Below are 17,284 nucleotides of genomic sequence, written 5' to 3'. Positions count from 1 at the left end.
GCGTGGCCGTCCTCGCGAGCGCTGTGCGGCCGGTGGGGCGGTACCCGCGGCTTCTTGTCGCGTCGTCACCATGCCCTCAGTATATTTATCATTCCGTTCCGCATCGGAACGTAAATCCTTCACGTGAGGTGACACCATGTCTGGACACGTCGGCGGGTTACCGGAAGGCACGGGGAGTCAGACAGCCCCGGCGCGCACCGAGAGCGTCTTCTCCGGTCCCTACCAGGCGCTCAGTCTGGGCGTTATCCTGTCGGTGGGCATGGTCGCGTTCGAGTCGCTGGGCGTGGCCACGGTCCTGCCGGACATCGCCCGGAGCCTCGACGGGCTCGGCGCCTACGGATGGGGTCTGTCGGCGCTGATGCTCGCCAACATCATCGGCACCGTGCTCGCCGGACGTGCCGCCGACCGCCGCGGCCCGTGGGGTCCGGTCGCGGCGGGAACGGCCGTCTTCGCGGTGGGCTGCGCGGTGGCCGGGGCGGCCACCTCCTGGCCGCTGTTCCTGGTGGGCCGCTTCCTGCAGGGCCTGGGCGTGGGCGCCGTGATGGCCATGGCCTACACGGTCATCGGGCTGGCCTACCCCGAGCACCTGCGGGCCCGGATGTTCGCCCTGCTCTCCTCGGCCTGGACGATCCCGTCGCTGATCGGCCCGGTCGTCGCGGGCACGCTGGCAGACGGCACCACCTGGCGCGCGGTGTTCCTGCTCATGCTGCCCATCGCGGCGGGCGCGGCGCTGCTCACCTTGCCCGGGCTGCGCCGCCTGGAACGTCCGGAGGCCGATCGGCGGACGGCGCCGGCCGAGCCGTGGTGGAAAGGTCCGCTGGCCTCTTCGGTGCTGCTGACGGTGGGAACCGGTGTGCTGCTCCAGGCGCTGCTGCTGAAGAACCTGATTCTGCTCGTCGTGCTCGCGGTGGTGGGCATCGCCGTCGCCCTGCCGGCACTGCGCCGGGTCACGCCGGAGGGAACCCTGACGGTGCGCGCGGGGCTGGGGGCCGGTGTGGTCATCCGGGCCCTGTTGTGCGGCACCTACTTCGGCAGCGAGGCGTACCTGCCACTGGGCCTTCAGGAACTGCGCGGACTGAGCGCGTGGGCGGCCGGTCTCGGCTTGTCGGCGGGCGCCATCGCCTGGGTGCTCGGCTCGGCCTGGCAGGCCAAGCGGGACGCCACAGCGGGACGCACCGGCAGCGTGGCCCTCGGCTTCCTCGTCCTGCTGCTGGGAGTGGGGGTGATCGCCCTGTCGATCCTGACCGAGTCGCTGCCCGCCTGGATCGCGGTCGTGGGCTGGGCCGTCGGCGGCATCGGCATGGGAGTGGCGTTCAACGCCGCGACCACGGAGACCCTGGAGCAGGCACCGGCGCAGCGCCAGGGCGAGATGAGCGGGGCGCTGCAACTCGCCCAGACGCTCGCCACCGGTGTGGTCGCAGGGCTCGGCGGCGCGTCGCTGGCCATCGCCCAGCACTACGACTCCACCACCCGTACGGCACTGGCCGGGCTGTTCGCCTTCACGGCGCTCCTGGCCCTGGCCGGTCTGCTGCTCTCCCGGCGCCTGCGGCCCGCCACCGCGGCCGGCTGACGGTGTCCCGGCCCGGCCGAGCACCGCGGCCCGCCACCACGTCCGGGAACGGCCGGTGCCGGCACCACGGGACCGACGGCACCGTGCCGGGGCAGTGCTCCGCCGCGCGGGCCGTGGCGGAGCACTGCCGCCACCGGACGCCCGGCCCCCGGCACGCTTCACCGGACCGGTCGCCGAAGGCCCCGCCCCACGCCCGCGCGGGCCCGCCCTGCGGGGCTCCCCTGGACTGCCGCCGGAGATGAACCGGGGCGTGCCGGGGCGCGTCATCCGTCCCCCGTCTCGCGCTCTCGGACCGCCCCGGCCGCTCGGGCGGCACAAGGAAGTCCTCGCCCTGCCGTCGGACACGGCCGGGCGAGGACTTCCGCCTGCCCCGTTGCGCGCGGTCAGGCCCGGCACTGGAGCATGATCAGCGGCTGATTGGCCAGAAAGTCCGCCCAGTAGTCGGCGCCCCGGTCACGCAGACCGTCCTCCGACACATGCAGCGGCGCCCACGTCACGTCCCGGAACCCGGCCCGGCGCAGGCTCTGCTCGTACACCTCGCGGCGCGGGTACGACGTGACGAAGCGCACCGGCGGGTCGAGCAGCGCCGTGATGCGCACCAGGGGACCGATCGGGCCTTCCCCCACCGGCTCGTACGTGAAGCCGTACTTGGCCATGGACGAGCCGTCGAAGCGGAAGGCGGGTGCCTGGGTCAGCACGCAGAACCGGGCACCGGCCCGCAGACTGCGGTGCACCGCCCGGCACATCCGCTCCATCTCGGCGGCGTCCTCGGCGTAATTGAGCAGGTACACGGCGCTCGCCAAATCGAAAGTCCGTGCGGGAACGGGAAGTTCGGCGACATCGGCGACGGCGTAGTGCACGCCGAGCGGAGCGCGCCGCTCGATCTCGCGGGCGGCGGCGACCATCTCGGCGGACACGTCGACGCCGAGTACCTCGGCGGCCCCCAGACGTTTGATCTGCCGGGTGTAGAAGCCGGTGCCGGACGCCAGGTCGAGCACCGACATGCCGCGCACGTCACCCAGCAGCGCCAGAAAGCTGGCGGACTCGGCGTAGCGGGCCAGGGGCAGCGTCTTGAAACCCTCGTAGGTCTCACCGATCGCGTCGTACTGCCGCACACTCATGCCGTGCTCCTTCCAGTGGACCGGATGACGAGCCCCACAGGCTTGGTGTCGGCGTCCGCGGAGCTTCTCCGCGAGGTGCGGGAGGGACGCGGGGCACGGCGCAGCAGGTCGCCCGCGAGGGCGGTGCGCCGGCCCTGATGAGCCGCGGCGGCCATGGCCTGCGGGGTGGGCAGGGGGCCTTCGGAGCGGCAGTGCGACGTGCCGTACGGGTTGCCGCCCGCCGCTTTGACGGACGGGTCGGTGTAGCCGGGCGGCACCAGCACCGCGCCGCCGTGCAGCAGCATGTGCCCGAGGTCGAGCAGAGCCGTCTCGCACCCCGCGTGCCGCGCCGCTGCGACGGCGAAACCGCCCGCCGCCTTGCCCCACAGCGGACCCCGACCGCCCTCGGCGGGTTCCAGCGCCTGTACGAAGTCCAGCAGCGGCGCGGCCGGCACGCCCAGCCGGACCGGCGCACCGAACACCGCGGCATCGGCCCAGGCGATGTCCTCCACGGTGGCCGGCAGTGCTGCGGGTCCCAGCCATGCGGCGGACGGCGCTCCGCTCCCGCCGGGCACCCTGCGCAACCGCACCCGCGCCCCGACCGCCCGCGCCGCTGCGGCGATCTCCTGAGCCAGGACCCGGACGGCGGCATCCTCCCCGTGGTGGACGACGGCGAGCCGGACGGGACGGGAGGCGTCGCCGGGAAGTGAGGCATGGGGCGCGCCGGCATCCGCCCGCCCGGTGAGAACCGGTGCGTCCGCTGTGGCGTCGTCCGTCCGGCCCTCGGGAGCGGGCCGGTCCGTCCCTCGCGCCGACATGGCGGCCGACGCCGGGGACACGAGGAACCGGGCGCGGGACCGGGCGGTCAGGGTGGCCAGGCGGTGACCCAGGGCGCGCGCGGCGGCGCGTTCGTGCGGGGCAGGCTCGCCCTGGCGGTTGTCGGCGGCCAGACCGTACGGTGTTCCGCCCGCCGCCCGGGTGACCGGGTCGGCCGGATCGGCCCCGGCCACCCAGCAGCCCCAGTGGTACAGGGTGTGATGCAGGGCCGTCAGCGTCGCCTCCCGGCCGCCGTGGCGCTGGGCGGAGACGGTCATGGCGGTCGCCACCCGGTCGGCGAGCAGCCCCTGCTGCCACAGCGGCGAGGTCGACTCCAGGAACCGTTTGAAGGGCGACGACACGTTGCCGTAATAGGTGGGGCAGGCCAGCACCAGCCCGTCCGCCCACAGCACGTCATTTTGGACGGCCTCCCGCTCCGGCCAGCGGTGGCCGACGCCTTCTTCGTCCGCGACGCGCAGGAGCCGCACCTCGGCACCTGCCTGCTGCGCCCCCTCGGCGGCCAGCGCCGCCAGGGCGCGCACGGTGCCGTGCCGGCTGTGATACACCACCGCGACCCGGTGGCTCATGTCTCGCCTCCTTCCGGCCCGCTGTCCCCGCCGGTAAGGCCCCGTGCGCGCAGCAGCAGCCGTACGTCGTCGCCACGACGGGTCACCTCGTCCAGCCGCAGCCGCAGAGGATCACGCATCCGACGACGGGGGTTGGGGCTGGTGCGACCCGGAGCGGTCGAGGCCGGCGTCACGGCGCGGCGCATGGCGGACTCCTCCGCGGCCGACGCCGGCCGGACGCGGCCGTCCGGTTCCCGGCCCGTCACCGGGGCGGTCACGGCGTCTCCGCGAGCCGGAAGCCCATCGCGTAGATGGCGCGGTCGTACCAGCCGTGACGGCGACGGGTACGGGCCAGGTCGCCGAAGCGGGTGAAGCTGCCGCCCCGGGCGACGCGGTAGGTACCCCGGGTGACGGCCAGGTCGTCGGCGACAGCGGCACCACCGGGGTAGGGCCGGTAGTCGTCGGCGGTGTACTCCTCGACGTTGCCCGCCATGTCGTGGACTCCGAACGGCGACCGTCCAGCCGGGTACACGCCGATGGGCGTGGTCGACAGCGGCCCGTGTTCGACGGTGTTGGCCCGGTCCGGCTCGAACGCGTCGCCCCAGGGGAACTCCCGCCCCTCGGGTCCGGCCGCCGCGTACTCCCACTCGGCCTCGGTCGGCAGCCGGAAGCCGCGGCCGGTGCGCTCGGCCAGCCAGGCGGCATAGGCGTCGGCGGCCTCGGGCGGCACCGTCCACACCGGATGGTTGCCGAGTCCGTCCGGATAGCAGCCGAACCGCCAGGAACTCGGCAGCGCGGAGCTTCCGGTCTCCTCCAGGAAGCGCCGGTACTCGGCGTTGGTGACCGGGTACAAGGCGATGCGGAACGCCGGGACGTCCACCTCGTGAGCCGGGCACTCCTTGGCGATCCAGTCCTCGATGACCCCGGCATGACGCCACCGGTCCGTCACCCGGCCCACCTCGCTCGGATCCGAGCCGAGCCGGACACGGCCGGCGGGGATGTCCGCCATCGGGGGATCGTCACCGCGGACGCGGGGATCACCGATCAGTCCGAGCACGTACCCCGCCGCACAACGGCGTTCGAAGGACTGCCCGGGATCCTCGGCGATCCCGACGAGCACGTCGGCGGGCAGGCCGAGCAGGTCGCGGTGGGCCCGCACGGGCCACGGGCCGGAACGGGCCGCGAAGCGATCGGGCAGCCCCATCGCCGCCCGGTCGGGGAGGGTGTTGGGGTTGGCCATCACCGGACTGCCGGTCATGCGTGCCTCCCGTCGGCTCGCGGAGCAGTCGCCGCCGGGTCGCCGGCGGCGAGCAGATCGGTGGGGACGGCGTCGGCCACCGCACGGTAGCCGCTGTCGTTGAGGTGGATGTGATCGCCGGAGTCGTAGGCGGCGCGCACCCGTTGCGGGTCGGCGGGATCGCGTACGGCCGCGTCGAAGTCGGCGACGGCATCGAAGGCGGGGCAGGTGCGCAGCGCGGTGTTGAGGGCGATGCGCTGCCGCTCGGCCTCGGCCGTCCACAGCGGCGAGTCCTTGAACGGGGTGAGCGTCCCGACGACGACGCGGATGCCGCGGGCGCGCAGTCGCTCGGCGAGGGTGCGCAGTCCGTCGAGGACCTCCTCGGCGGAAGCGTACGGGGCGAGCTGGAGGTCGTTGATGCCCTCGTACAGCACGACGGCGCGCACCCCGGACTGGTTCAGCACGTCCCGGTCGAGCCGGCCGAGCGCGCTGGTGCCGCGCTGCGGACGCTCGGTCTCGGTTCCGTCCCGCAGCACGCGGTTGCCGCCGATGCCCTTGTTGAGCACTCCGAGTCGCGCAGTGGCGGGGTCGGCGGAGAGCCGGCGGGCGAAGGCATCGGTCCAGCGGCCGTTGCCGTTGAGGGTGGAGCCGGACCCGTCGGTCTGCGAGTCGCCGAGCGCGACGACGGTGCCCCGCGTGGCCGGGCCGCGCACGTCGACGCCGGTCAGGAAGAACCAGGAGGTCTCCGTGCCGGTGAAGGCCGCCGCGCCCGGGTCGTCGGTGTGATCGCCGGGCCCGGAGAGGTAGGCGGTCTGCTGGGCCAGCCAGTGCCAGGTGGCGGGGCCGGTCGGCTCCGGCAGATAGACGCTGATCAGCAGGTCCGCTCCGCCGGGGACGTCGTAGGGCAGCGGGTCGCTGACGGTCTCCGCCCCGGCGGGCACGATGGTGCTCGGGGAGCCCTTGAACGTGACCGGGCGGAGACTGCCCGGGACAGCGGCCGCCGAGCCGGGCGAGGTCGCCAAGCCCACTGTGATCCGGCCGAGCTCCAGATCCCGCGTGCCGTGGGCGTTGGACAGCCGCAGCCGCAGCTCCTCACCGCCGACGGAGGTGTGCGCGATCATGCGAACGGTGCGGTTGTCGAAGCCGGTCTGCGAGATACCGTCCGGTGCCGCGGGCGCGGGTGCGGTGCCCCAGGTACCGGACCACACGCCTTCGCCGGCCACCGCGGTCGGCCGAGCGCCGGAGCGGGCGGTGGCAGACGGAGTGCCGCCCAGGAGAAGGGCGGCCGTCGCCGTCACCGTGAGCAGGACGGACAGTCGGCCGCGGCCTCGGCGTGCGCCGTTCACCGGTCGCCGTCCCCGGCCGTCGTGCCGCCGGAGCCGGTCTCCGAGGCCCTGTCCACGTCGGCGGTGCGGTAGGTGCCGACGAGATAGTGCAGCCCGGATGTCCCACGCGGCACCGTCCGCACGTCGACGGGTGTGAAGCCGTTCGCGGCGACCAGCCCGGTCAGCTCTTCCTCGGTGAACTCCCGGTACAGGCGCTGCGCCTCGTTGGCGAAGAGCCGGCCCGGACCGCTTGCCGACCGGAACACGGACACCGTGAACAGCCCGCCGGGACGCAGCAGTTCGCGGACACGGCGCAGATACCGGCCGTAGGTGTCGGGATGCTGGTGGTGGAGGCAGCCGTTGTCGAGCACGGCATCGTGCACGGCCGTGCCGTCCAGGTCTGTCAGCGAGCACACCATGAAACGCATCCGTCCCTCGCTGCGGGCGGTGAGCGCGGCCCACTCGGGGGATTCGACGAGGTCGATGCCGGTGACCCGGCATCCGGCCGCGTACAGGAGGGCGGCGTCGCGGCCGTGTCCGGCACCGATGTCGAGCACGTGCGCATCGGACCGGTCCCCGAGGGCGCGCAGCAGCAGGCGTGGTGCCTCGCGCATGGCCTCCTCGGCGGTCCAGACGTCGCGCCCGTGGGCGTAATGCTCGCGGAAGTCGGAGCGCAGCACGTCCGCGTATGCCGACGCGTCGACCGGCGGGACGGAAGCGGGGATGACGGAGTAGCGGTCGGCTATCCGGTGGCTGGGCATGCGTGATCGTTCCTGTTGTGTGGGAATGCGGGTCGGCAGGGCGGCGGAAGCGGGCCGTGCGCGCCGGCGGTACCGGTAGTGCGACGGTGTCCAGGCGTCGTCGCCGCATGGGCACGGCACACTGCGGGTGCGTGAGATGCAGGGGCGCAGGCCCAGGAGTGCACGGGCCCAGCGCTGGCCCGGTGCCGCAAGATCCCGGGCGCGGTGTGCGGGGCTGCCGGCGGCGGCCCCGCTTCTGCCGCCGGTCAGCCGGCGACTGTGTAGACCTGTCCGTCGTACGAGCCGGCGACGAAGACCTTGCGGGCCGCGTCGTAGGCGAGGGAGGAGATGCCGGCCGTGGTCGGCCGGTCGATCGTGGTCCACCGGCCGTCGGCCCGGTCGTAGACCGCCAGCCGGCCGTTGTAGCTGCCGGTCGCGATCAGACGCCCGTCGCTGTCGGCGGCGACACACTTGATGGAGTGGGTGTGCGGCGTGGGCAGGACCTGTGCGGTCCGGTCGGGGTTCCAGATCCGCAGTTTCAGGTCGCGGCTGACGCTGGCGAACCAGCCGTCGCCGAGGCCCGCGCAGCCGTTGGCGATCTTGTCGTGGGCGTCCTCGACGGTGGCGATCTTCTTCAGGCCGGAGATGTCGTACCAGGTGGCGGACGCGTCGGCGGCGACGGAGAACAGCAGATCGCCGGAGACCGCGACGCTCTTGACGGCGTTGATGTGCAGCGGCAGGTCCGTCACGTGCTCGACGGTGTCGCCGGCCAGCCGCAGCAGCAGCCCCTCGCCGGTGTACGCGCCGACGACGGCGTACCGGTCGCCGTCCCGTTCGAAGGCGACGCCACAGTTCAACGGCGAGCGGTGCTGGTAGAGTTCACGGCCCGTCAGCGCGTCGAACACCTTGCCCAGCTGGCCGCCGGAGAGCACCAGGCCGCCCAGCGTAGTGAGGAAGTTGCACAGGCTGCCGGTCTCGGCCACCGGTTCGCCGTCGCGCCTCACCACGCCCGCGTCGCCGACGGTGAGTGTCGCGCCGCCGCCCTGCGGCAGCACCGCGTTGACGCCTCCGGTGGGCGGCACCACGGCCGTGTCCCAGCTGCGCGTCCGGTAGTCGTACCCACGGTACGTCGCGCCGAAGGTGGCGAACACCAGCCGGGTGCCGCCGGCGAAGGCACACGAGCGAGGCCAGACGTCGTCCGGCAGCGCCGTGGTGTCGAGCGGATCAGGTGTCCCCGAGGAGACGTCCCACAGGCGCATGGTGCGGTCGTAGGAGAGGCTGACCAGCAGGTGGCGGGCATCGTCGAGGACCAGGCGCTTGATGCCCGCGTCGTGCGCGGGAACCGTCCTGCGCTCGCCGGGGCCGACGACGATGATCCGGCCCTCGTCGTTGCCGGCGAAGACGGTACCGGAGGAGGAGATGGCGACGGTGTCGGTCTCCACGCCGTCCATGTCCAGGTCGGCGATCAAGCCGCCGGTTTCCAGAGACCAGCGCTTGATGGTGCCGTCGTCGCTGGAGGAGATCAACTCGTCGGCGGTCCGCACCCATTCGACAGAGATGACGTCGGCGGTGTGTCCTTCGAAGCGGTGGAGCAGCCGACCGGTGACGTCGTAGACCCGCACCCGGTGGTCACGGGAGGCGGTGGCGATCAGCTCCTTGCGCGGATGGAAGACGGACATCTCCACGTCGTCCTCCTGGTCCGCGAAGACCGCCACCAGGCGAAGGTCGGGCACGGTCCACAGGCGGGCGGTGTAATCGGAGGAGGAGGTCAGCAGGTGCTTGCCGTCCGGGGAGAACTGGCACTGGTTGGCCAGGTGGTCGTGGAAGGCGCGAGCCACCGCACGTCCGGTGCGCTGGTCCCAGCAGATGACCTGGTTGTCGTAGCCGGCCGTGGCCACGTATTCGTTCCGCCAGGCGGCTATGCCACTGATCGGTCCGCGATGCTGGATCACGAAGATTCCCCCAGAAGTATGGTGTGTCCCTGCTCGGCCTTGACCCGCAGATACTCGTGATTGCGTTCGGTCCGGTGGACGCCCGTGGGGAGGGCCTCCTCCACGGTGATGCCGTAGTTCTCCAACTGGTGGACCTTGTCGGGGTTGTTGGTGCGCAGCCGGATGCGTGTCACACCGAGGGCGCGCAGCATCTGCGCGGCAACGCGGTAGTCGCGCAGGTCGTCCGAGAAGTTCAGCTCCCGGTTCGCGGCGAAGGTGTCGAGGCCCCGGTCGTCCTGGAGCCGATAGGCGTCGAGTTTGTTGTACAGCCCGATGCCACGCCCTTCCTGCCGGAGGTACAGCAGGATGCCCCCGCGGTCGGAGAAGAGGTCGACCACCTCGGTCAGCTGTGGTCCGCAGTCGCAGCGAGCGGAGCCGAACACATCCCCCGTGAGACATTCCGAATGCACCCGCACCAGGGGAACCGCCTGGGCGAACGGGAACACCACGGCAATGTGTTCGCGCCCGTCGGCCAGTCCGGTGAAGCTGACCATTTCGGCGGTGCGCCAGTTTCCGTCACTTCGGCGCACCGGCACCTCGACCCGGGTACGGACCGTGGCCTGCGTCGTGAGCGGGCCGGTCCTCGGTTGCGGCGTCTCGCCGCTGGACGTGCTCAGCATGGATCGTCCCTCCGCTGGTAACGGCCCGATTAAGTAACCATGCGGTCGCCCATAGGCATAGTACGGACAGGCCGAAACACCATCCGAACCGTTTTCCGTCCAGCACCGAGAGTTGAGAGGTGTTCATTCACAAGCGGAATCACGCGGTTCGCACAGGCGCCGCCGGAAGCGAGTGAAGTCCTGCGTCGAAACGCCAGGAACGGAACGCCTCGAGCAGTCCGAGTCTCTGACCGGAGCACTGGCTGCGCCCGTGGCGGGGATGCCGGACCGAAGCGGCCCGGTGCCGCCCGTGCCTGGCGCGCCGCGCTCTCGGCAGACGACCGAGACAACATCTCGTCCGCAGGCGCCGGCGGGTGCGACGGCGTTTCCGCCAGGGCACAGCGACCTGGCCGTCCGGCGTCTGCGACAGCGTCGTCGACGCCGGCCGTCCGAAGCACCTGCGGGGAGCCGGCGCGCCACGAAAAGCTGGATCGGAACGCAACCGGCGGATCAGGTCACACCTGTCGGTCCGCCCTCAGGTTCACCTTCCGGTTGCAAGCAACCGGCTGCAAGAGACCGGCCGGACCTCTTCCTGAGCCCGGCCGCGGAACGTCCGGAAGCCGGCTGGAGAAGCAGCCGGCGCCCCCGGCCCGAGAGTGTGTCCGTGAAGTCCCGTCTGCCGTCCGACGCCCGGCATGCTCCCTCGAACTCTTCGAGCGGGGCCCCCAGGACGCAGCGGACGCCGCTCGGTCCGCCCTGCGGGCGGACGACGCGACTTCGCGGACACGATTCAGGCCTTGCGGCGCTGTCCGTCGCTCCGGCGGGACGGACACTCCGCGCGCCCGGAGCCGGCCGTGACCTCCCGGGAGCCGAGGGTGCTGTTTCCTTCCTGCGCGCGCCCGCTCTCGTCGCGGTCCTCGCCGGCGGCCTTGCCGTCGCCGTCGTCGCTGAGCACCTGGTCGCCGTAGAGATCCTCCAGCCAGGTCTGCTGGTAGATGGTGTCGAGATAGCGTTCGCCGAGGTCGGGGGCGATGGCCACCGCGGTCAGGCCGGGGGAGCCGTGACGGTCCAGCCAGCCGCTGGCGCCGCTGACCACCGTCCCGGTGGAGCCGCCGAACAGGAAACCCCGCCGGGCCAGCCGGTGGCAGGCGCGGATGGTGTCCGCCTCCTCCACCCGGATCACCTCGTCGACGAAGGACTCGTCCAGCAGCGGCGGGCGCATGCTCATGCCCAGGCCGGGGATCATCCGCCGGCCCGGAGGGCCGCCGAAGGCCACCGAGCCGACGGTGTCCACGGCGACGATCCGCACCGGCCGGTGCCACTCGCGGAAGTACCGCGCACACCCCATGAGGGTGCCCGTGGTGCCCGCCCCCACGAACAGCACGTCCAGCTGCGGGAACTGGGCGGCGATCTCCGGCGCCGTCGTGCGGTAGTGCGCCTGCCAGTTGCCCGGGTTGGTGTACTGGCTCAGCCACACGTACCGCTCGTCGGAGGCGCACAGCGCCCGCACATAGTCGATCCGCGCGCCGAGGAACCCGCCGTTGGCGTCCAGGTCGGCGATGACATGCACCTCGCTGCCCAGCGCCTCCATCAGCAGCCTGGTCGACAGGTTGCAGCGGGAGTCCGTGACGCACAGGAACCGGTAGCCCTTGCTGGCCGCGATCACACTGAGAGCCACCCCGAGGTTGCCGGACGAGGACTCGATCAGGATCGAGTCCTTGGTCAGCAGGCCGTCCCGCTCCGCGGCCTCCACCATCTCGACCGCGGCCTTCAGCTTGATCGAGCCGGCGAAGTTGAAACCCTCGCACTTCAGGTAGAGCGAGCGCCCGATGATCGGCTTCAGATCGACGTACAGCTGGCCTTCGTTGAAGTGGTGGGGTGCGGAGATGACGGGCACGAGGGCCTCCTGATGCGTGGGCCGGACACGGGGCGATCAGCCGGCGAGGCGGCGATCAGCCGTACCGGCGCAGCTCGTGGAAGAAGTCGTCGATGACATGGAGTTCGCCGGTCCGGGCGACCTCGTCGTGCACGTACTTGCCGACGGCGAGGTCGAGGACCCCGAGACCGAACGGGGAGAAGACGATGGTCCGGTCGGCGGGCGGCCGGACACGTCCGGTCAGGACGTCGTCGAGGGTGCCGTCGAGGAAGTCCCGCCCGCCGGTGAGCTGTTCGGCCAGGTGCGGGGAGGTCTCCGCCTTCAGGCAGTGCTCGACGTCGTCGACGAAGTTCGCCGACTCCAGCAGGATCCGCGGGTCCAGATCGCGCAGCGACACGTGCAGCACCACCGGGCGGTGGGCGAACCAGGACGTCTCGGTGACGTGCGGGGTGCCCGCGACCGTGGCGAACACGATCAGGTCGCTGGAGCGGATCAGCGCCTCCGGGCCGTCGTGCACGGTGACCTCGCCGGGTGTGCCGGCCTGCCGCAGATACCCGCAGAACCCGGCGGCGCTGTCGGCGGACACGTCGTACACGCCGACGGTGTCGAAGCTCCAGCCGGTTCCGGTGAGATACGTGTGGATGTAGCGGGCGATCAGGCCCGTGCCGAAGAACCCCACGCGCCGGGGCCGTTGCCGGGTGCGGGTGAGGCGGTCCGCGGCCAGCGCGGCGGAGGCCGCGGTCCGGGTGGCGCTGATGATGGAACTCTCCAGGCAGGCGAACGGGTAGCCGGTGACGGGGTCGTTGAGGATCAGCACCGCCGACGCCCGGGGCAGCCCGGAGGACACGTTGTCCGGGAAACTGGAGATCCACTTGATGCCGTCCACAGCCACCTGGCCGCCCACGGAGGCGGGCAGCGCGATGATCCGCGACGCGGGCCGGTCCGGGAAGCGGAGGAAGTACGACGGCGGGTTCACCGTCCGGCCCTCGCCGTGCAGCCGGTAGGCCGCCTCGACCAGCTCCGTGATCTGTTTCTCCCGGCCGTGCAGCGCCCGCTGCACCTGCGCGCCGGTGATCACCGCGAACGCCGGGACGGTGCGGTCCGGTCCCGCGGCGGCGGGCCCGGTGGCGGGGGAGGTCACAGAGGTCATCGCCGCTCTCCTTCCTGCGCGCGGCTCTCGGCCAGGACACGCGGTTCGGCCAGGGCCACCAGCACCTCCCGCGCCCCGGTGAAGGGCTCCCGGCTGTGCGCGGTGCGGATGTTGTCGACCAGCATCAGATCGCCGGCCTGCCACGGCTCGCGCCGGGTGTGACGTTCGTAGACGGTGTTGAGCAGCTCCACGACGTCCTCGCCGATCTCGCCGCCGTCGCCGTAGCGTGTGTTGAACGGCAGCCCGTCCTCGCCGTACTCGTCGACCAGGTACTCGCGCACCTCCGGCGCCAGCGTCCACTGGTTGAGGAAGGCGATCTGGTTGAACCAGCAGGTGCGGCCGGTGACCGGATGCCGGACCACCGCGGGGCGGCGCTGCCGGGTGCGCAGCGTGCCGTCGGGCCGCCAGGAGAAGTCGATGCCGTGGGCACGGCAGTAGTTCTCGACCGTCTCCCGGTCGTCGCTGCCGAACGACTCGGCCAGGGACGCGCCGATCTCGTCGTTGTAGCTGCGGGTGAGCAGCCAGCCCTCCCGCTCGAACCGCTCACGCACCTCGGCCGGCAGCGCCCGCAGCACCTCCTCGGCGTCGGCCACCCCCGTGGCGCCGCCCTCGGCGGGCGCGGTCAGGCACGCGAACAGCAGCAGACCTGGCACGCGCTGCGCGTAGCTCAGCTCGTGATGCATGCACATCGGCTGGTTGTCCGGCCACGCGGTGGAGGAGTACAGCCCGTCGCCGTACGGCGTCCGGGGCGCGAACGCCTCCCGTTCGGCCATGAGGTCACCGGCCAGCGCGGCGAACACGGCCCTGACCTGCTCCTTGTCGCGCAGCCCCAGGCCGCGCACCAGCAGCGCGCCGTGCTCGGTGACCTGCGCGCGCAGCGCCTGGCGGTGTCCGGCCGCCCAGCCGGCCGGATCGGCCGGGGGGGCCACCCGCAGGACGGGTGGCCTGTCCGGTCGCAGGTCCACCTCCAGCAGGGAGGCCGGGGACGAGAACGACATCACGGTTTTCCTTCCGTTGCTGCGGTGGTTGTCGTCACAGGGCCGCCGGTTCGGCGGCGCCCAGCACGGCCCGGGCCGCCTCGGCCGGCCGGGTACGGACGAAGTAGTGGCCGCCGGCGGGCAGTTCGTGCAGGTCCACGTGGTCGGCGAGCAGCCGCCAGTCCTGATGGCGGTCGCGGAAGCCGGCGGTGTGCGGGTCGTCGGCGGCGACGACCACCGTGACCGCCGCGACCGGCTTGTCCGCGGGCGGATCGTCCAGGAGGGCGGCGAAGTAGTGGTCCGCCACCACGCAGTCGTGGCGGTAGGCGGCCGCGACCCGCTCGGCCTGCGCCGCGGTCAGCTCGCCCAGCTCGCGGTGCCCGCCGTCCGCGGCCAGCCGGGCGGCGATCTCGGCGTTGCTCCGCTGCTTCAACTCCACGGCGTGGGCGCGCCGTTCGGCGGTCGTGCCGAGCAGCTGCGCGCCGAGGAACAGCCGCGGCACCTCCACCCCGCGTGCGTGCAGCAGCCGTGCCGCCGCCACCGCGAGGGCGGTCCCCGCGGAGTGGCCCCACAGCAGCACCCGCCGCAGCCCGTGCCCGGCGATCTCGTCGACGACCTGCTCGGCCACCTGCTGCAGCGGCGCGAACCGCTCGTCGGGCGCGGCCGGGTCGTGGCCGGGCAGATCCACGGCGTACACCGCCAGGCCGCGGCCGGCGAGAGCGCCCGCCATCGGCTGGAAGTTCACCGCGTTGCCGCCCGCGTGCGGGAAGCACACCAGGGTGCCCTGCGCCGTGCCGCGCGGCCGGGCGAGCGGCTGCAGCAGTCCGGTGCGCCGCTCCGCCGGACCGTCCAGCAGCGCGGCCAGGTCGGCGAGCCGCGGATGGCGGGTGATGTCCCGCAGGGACACCGCGCGGTTCAGGGCGATGGTGAGTTTCACCGCCGACAAGGACGTGCCGCCGGAGTCGAAGAAGTGGTCGTGGCGGCCGATGCGGTGCCGGGGCACGCCGAGCACGTCCGCCCAGACGGCTGCCAGCCTCCGCTCGGCCGGGGTGCGCGGCGCCCGGTCCTGCTCCTCGCCGTCCGGCGGCGAGGCGGTGTCCGGGCCGGACACGTGTGCGGCCAGCGCGGTCAGCGCCTTGCGGTCGATCTTGCCATTGGCGGTCAGCGGCAGCGCCTCCTGCCAGTGGAACGCCGCCGGCACCATGTACGAGGGCAGCGCCGCCCCCAGCACCTGCTGCAACTCCTCGGGCTGGAGCCGCCGGCCCGTGTAGAAGGCGACCAGACGCGCACTGCCGCCCGCCTGTCCGGTGACGACCACCGCGCCGTCCCGTACACCCGGCACCCGCAGCAGCGTGTTCTCGATCTCGCCGATCTCGATGCGGAAACCGCGGATCTTGACCTGGCTGTCCCGGCGGCCGAGGAACTCCAGCTTTCCGTCCGGGTGCCAGCGCCCCCAGTCACCGCCCAGGTACAGCCGCTCGCCGGGCCGGTAGGGATCCTCGCGGTAGGCCTCCCGGGTGCGTTCGGGGTCGTTGACGTAGCCGCGTCCCACGCACACCCCGGAGAACGCGATCAGCCCGGGGGCGCCCAGCGGCACCAGATTCAGGCGGGTGTCGACGACATAGACCCGCACGTTGTTCACGGGACGGCCGAGCAGCACCCGCTGAGGCACCGCCTCCATGACCTCGTGATTGGTGTCGTCGGACGTCTCGGTCAGACCGTAGGCGTTGACCAGCCGGATCCCCGGCCGCAGCGCGAACCACCGCTGGATCAGCTCCCGTTTCAACGCCTCGCCGGTCACCGACACACAGGCCAGGTCCGGCAGGTCGCGCGGGTGCCGCTCCAGATACGACACCAGCACCTCCAGGTAGGAGGGCACCACCTGGGCCACCGTGACCCGACCGCGGGCCAGGGTGTCCACGAAGCGCTCCATGTCCGTGACCGCGTCCTGCTCCACCAGCAGGGTGCGCCCGCCGACCAGCAGAGCCGCCAGCAGCTGCCACAGCGAGATGTCGAAGCACTGCGGGGCGGTCTGCGCCACCACCGTCCCGGGCCCGATCCCCAGGTCGTCGATCTTGGCGAACAGGTGGTTGAGCATGCCCGCGTGCTCGCACATCGCACCCTTCGGCTCCCCGGTGGAGCCGGAGGTGAAGTAGATGTACGCCAGCTGCCCGGGGGCCACCTCCACCCCGAGGTCGTCCTCGGCGTGCCCCTCCGCGTACGCGGTCTCGATCAGCAGCTTCTCGACGTCCTCCGGCAGGGTGGCCAGGGCCTCGTCCAGGCAGGCGGTGCTGCCGGGCTCGGTCAGCACCAGCCGGCAGCCGGCCCGCGACAGCGTCGCCGCGATGCGGCCCGCCGGGAAGTGCGGTTCGACGGGCAGATAGACACCGCCGGCCTTGAACACCGCCAGCACCGCCGCCAGCCAGTCCAGGTTCCGCTCGGTGACGACGGCCACCACGTCCTCGCGGCCCAGCCCGCGCGCCCGCAGCGCCCGTGCCAGCCGGTTCGCGCGGGCGTTCAGCTCCCCGTACGTCCAGGAACGCTCACCGAACACCGCGGCCACCGTGCCGGGATGCTCCCGCACCCGCTGCTCGAACAGCTCGTGGGCGCGGGCGTCAGGCAGTTCGCGGTGCGGTCCGGCCAGGTCCTCCAGCTGCGCACGCACCTCCGCCGCCGACAGCAGGCTCTGCCCGGCGTGCTCGGCGTCCACGTCGGCGGTCATCCGGCCGAGCGCGGCCACGTGATACCCGGCGATCCGGGCCGCCGCAGGGGCGTCCAGCACCTCGGTGCGGTACCGCACCCGCAGCACGCAGCGGCCGCTGTGCTCGCGGTGCCCCACCGCCAGCACGGCATCCTCGGGCAGGGTGGGTGCGCTGTCCTCCGGGTCGAACACCGCCTCGTAGGCGGGTCCGGTCAGGCCCAGCTCCCGGCGCAGGGCGGCCACGGGGAAGTCCCGGTGCGTCAGCAGGTCCGTCTCGGCGCGCCGGACGGCGAGGAGCAGCTCGCGCCAGGTGCGTGGGGCGAGCGGGAGACGGCAGGGGAGCGGGGCGAGTGCGGTGCCGGTGACCAGGCCGGTCACCACGTCCTCGTCCGCGCTGAGCACCGCCAGCACCTTGGCGTGCGCGGCCAGCAGCACCGTGCGGGCCGGCACCCCGGTCCGGGCCGCCAGGGCACGCACCGCCCCGGCGACCTCCTCGGGCACCGGCTCCTCGTGTTCGGCCACACCCGGCACCGGATCGCGTGCCCACCGCGGGACGGCGGTGGCACCGCCGGCGGTCAGCACCTCGGCCCAGAAGTCTCTGTCCGCTGCCGTGAGCGTTCCCATCGATGACCCTCT

13 protein-coding genes are annotated in these 17,284 nt (G+C 72.7%); 1 reads left to right on the top strand and 12 read right to left on the bottom strand.

The window, feature by feature from the left end; all coding sequences use genetic code 11:
- Nucleotides 1-259 precede the first annotated feature (259 nt).
- Nucleotides 260-1,570 (top strand): MFS transporter, encoded by a 1,311-nt coding sequence (locus IE286_RS00595; protein WP_229861892.1) that lies wholly within the window; start codon nucleotides 260-262, stop codon nucleotides 1,568-1,570.
- Between the two features lie 383 nt (nucleotides 1,571-1,953).
- Here the strand turns inward: IE286_RS00595 and IE286_RS00590 are convergent, their stop codons facing one another.
- From IE286_RS00590 to IE286_RS00540, 12 genes are all read right to left on the bottom strand, one after another.
- The gene (locus IE286_RS00590) at nucleotides 1,954-2,691 is read right to left on the bottom strand and encodes a class I SAM-dependent methyltransferase (RefSeq protein WP_189794536.1); all 738 of its coding nucleotides are present in this window, start codon (nucleotides 2,689-2,691) and stop codon (nucleotides 1,954-1,956) included.
- The gene (locus IE286_RS00585; RefSeq protein WP_189794535.1) at nucleotides 2,688-4,073 is read right to left on the bottom strand and encodes an NAD(P)H-dependent oxidoreductase; all 1,386 of its coding nucleotides are present in this window, start codon (nucleotides 4,071-4,073) and stop codon (nucleotides 2,688-2,690) included. Before IE286_RS00585 ends, IE286_RS00590 begins: the two co-directional genes overlap by 4 nt.
- Nucleotides 4,070-4,192 (bottom strand): hypothetical protein, encoded by a 123-nt coding sequence (locus IE286_RS27540; protein WP_267969282.1) that lies wholly within the window; start codon nucleotides 4,190-4,192, stop codon nucleotides 4,070-4,072. The genes IE286_RS00585 and IE286_RS27540 overlap by 4 nt, the downstream gene beginning before the upstream one ends.
- A gap of 134 nt (nucleotides 4,193-4,326) precedes the next feature.
- Entirely contained in the window at nucleotides 4,327-5,310 is a 984-nt protein-coding gene (locus tag IE286_RS00580; RefSeq protein ID WP_189794534.1) for a formylglycine-generating enzyme family protein, read from the bottom strand.
- Nucleotides 5,307-6,410: an SGNH/GDSL hydrolase family protein gene (locus tag IE286_RS00575; protein WP_189794533.1), complete on the bottom strand. Its 1,104-nt coding sequence runs from the start codon at nucleotides 6,408-6,410 to the stop codon at nucleotides 5,307-5,309. Before IE286_RS00575 ends, IE286_RS00580 begins: the two co-directional genes overlap by 4 nt.
- Before the next feature lie 221 nt (nucleotides 6,411-6,631).
- On the bottom strand, nucleotides 6,632-7,375 hold the full coding sequence (locus IE286_RS00570) for an SAM-dependent methyltransferase (protein WP_189794532.1): 744 nt from the start codon (nucleotides 7,373-7,375) through the stop codon (nucleotides 6,632-6,634).
- 245 nt (nucleotides 7,376-7,620) lie between these two features.
- Complete coding sequence (locus IE286_RS00565; protein ID WP_189794531.1) at nucleotides 7,621-9,306, bottom strand: WD40 repeat domain-containing protein; 1,686 nt, start codon at nucleotides 9,304-9,306, stop codon at nucleotides 7,621-7,623.
- The gene (locus tag IE286_RS00560) at nucleotides 9,303-9,965 is read right to left on the bottom strand and encodes a GTP cyclohydrolase II (RefSeq protein WP_189794530.1); all 663 of its coding nucleotides are present in this window, start codon (nucleotides 9,963-9,965) and stop codon (nucleotides 9,303-9,305) included. The genes IE286_RS00565 and IE286_RS00560 overlap by 4 nt, the downstream gene beginning before the upstream one ends.
- Before the next feature lie 769 nt (nucleotides 9,966-10,734).
- Entirely contained in the window at nucleotides 10,735-11,841 is a 1,107-nt protein-coding gene (gene sbnA / locus IE286_RS00555) for a 2,3-diaminopropionate biosynthesis protein SbnA (protein WP_229861891.1), read from the bottom strand.
- Nucleotides 11,842-11,896: 55 nt separating this feature from the next.
- Complete coding sequence (sbnB, locus tag IE286_RS00550) at nucleotides 11,897-12,970, bottom strand: 2,3-diaminopropionate biosynthesis protein SbnB (protein ID WP_189794529.1); 1,074 nt, start codon at nucleotides 12,968-12,970, stop codon at nucleotides 11,897-11,899.
- The gene (locus tag IE286_RS00545) at nucleotides 12,967-13,968 is read right to left on the bottom strand and encodes a TauD/TfdA family dioxygenase (protein WP_189794528.1); all 1,002 of its coding nucleotides are present in this window, start codon (nucleotides 13,966-13,968) and stop codon (nucleotides 12,967-12,969) included. The genes sbnB and IE286_RS00545 overlap by 4 nt, the downstream gene beginning before the upstream one ends.
- Nucleotides 13,969-14,002: 34 nt before the next feature.
- Nucleotides 14,003-17,272, bottom strand: a complete 3,270-nt coding sequence (locus tag IE286_RS00540) for a non-ribosomal peptide synthetase (RefSeq protein ID WP_189794527.1) — start codon at nucleotides 17,270-17,272, stop codon at nucleotides 14,003-14,005.
- Nucleotides 17,273-17,284 lie beyond the last annotated feature (12 nt).

Origin of the sequence: Streptomyces thermodiastaticus, from assembly GCF_014656135.1 — a bacterium.
Classification (GTDB): Bacteria; Actinomycetota; Actinomycetes; order Streptomycetales; family Streptomycetaceae; genus Streptomyces; species Streptomyces thermodiastaticus.
This window is presented reverse-complemented; position numbering and strand designations above follow the sequence as displayed.

Coding starts and splice junctions, on each gene's coding strand:
- IE286_RS00595 (WP_229861892.1), top strand. CDS start 260: ATGGTCGCGTTCGAGTCGCTGGGCGTGGCCACGGTCCTGCCGGACATC.
- IE286_RS00590 (WP_189794536.1), bottom strand. CDS start 2,691: ATGAGTGTGCGGCAGTACGACGCGATCGGTGAGACCTACGAGGGTTTC.
- IE286_RS00585 (WP_189794535.1), bottom strand. CDS start 4,073: ATGAGCCACCGGGTCGCGGTGGTGTATCACAGCCGGCACGGCACCGTG.
- IE286_RS27540 (WP_267969282.1), bottom strand. CDS start 4,192: ATGCGTGATCCTCTGCGGCTGCGGCTGGACGAGGTGACCCGTCGTGGC.
- IE286_RS00580 (WP_189794534.1), bottom strand. CDS start 5,310: ATGACCGGCAGTCCGGTGATGGCCAACCCCAACACCCTCCCCGACCGG.
- IE286_RS00575 (WP_189794533.1), bottom strand. CDS start 6,410: ATGATCGCGCACACCTCCGTCGGCGGTGAGGAGCTGCGGCTGCGGCTG.
- IE286_RS00570 (WP_189794532.1), bottom strand. CDS start 7,375: ATGCCCAGCCACCGGATAGCCGACCGCTACTCCGTCATCCCCGCTTCC.
- IE286_RS00560 (WP_189794530.1), bottom strand. CDS start 9,965: ATGCTGAGCACGTCCAGCGGCGAGACGCCGCAACCGAGGACCGGCCCG.
- sbnB (WP_189794529.1), bottom strand. CDS start 12,970: ATGACCTCTGTGACCTCCCCCGCCACCGGGCCCGCCGCCGCGGGACCG.
- IE286_RS00545 (WP_189794528.1), bottom strand. CDS start 13,968: ATGTCGTTCTCGTCCCCGGCCTCCCTGCTGGAGGTGGACCTGCGACCG.
- IE286_RS00540 (WP_189794527.1), bottom strand. CDS start 17,272: ATGGGAACGCTCACGGCAGCGGACAGAGACTTCTGGGCCGAGGTGCTG.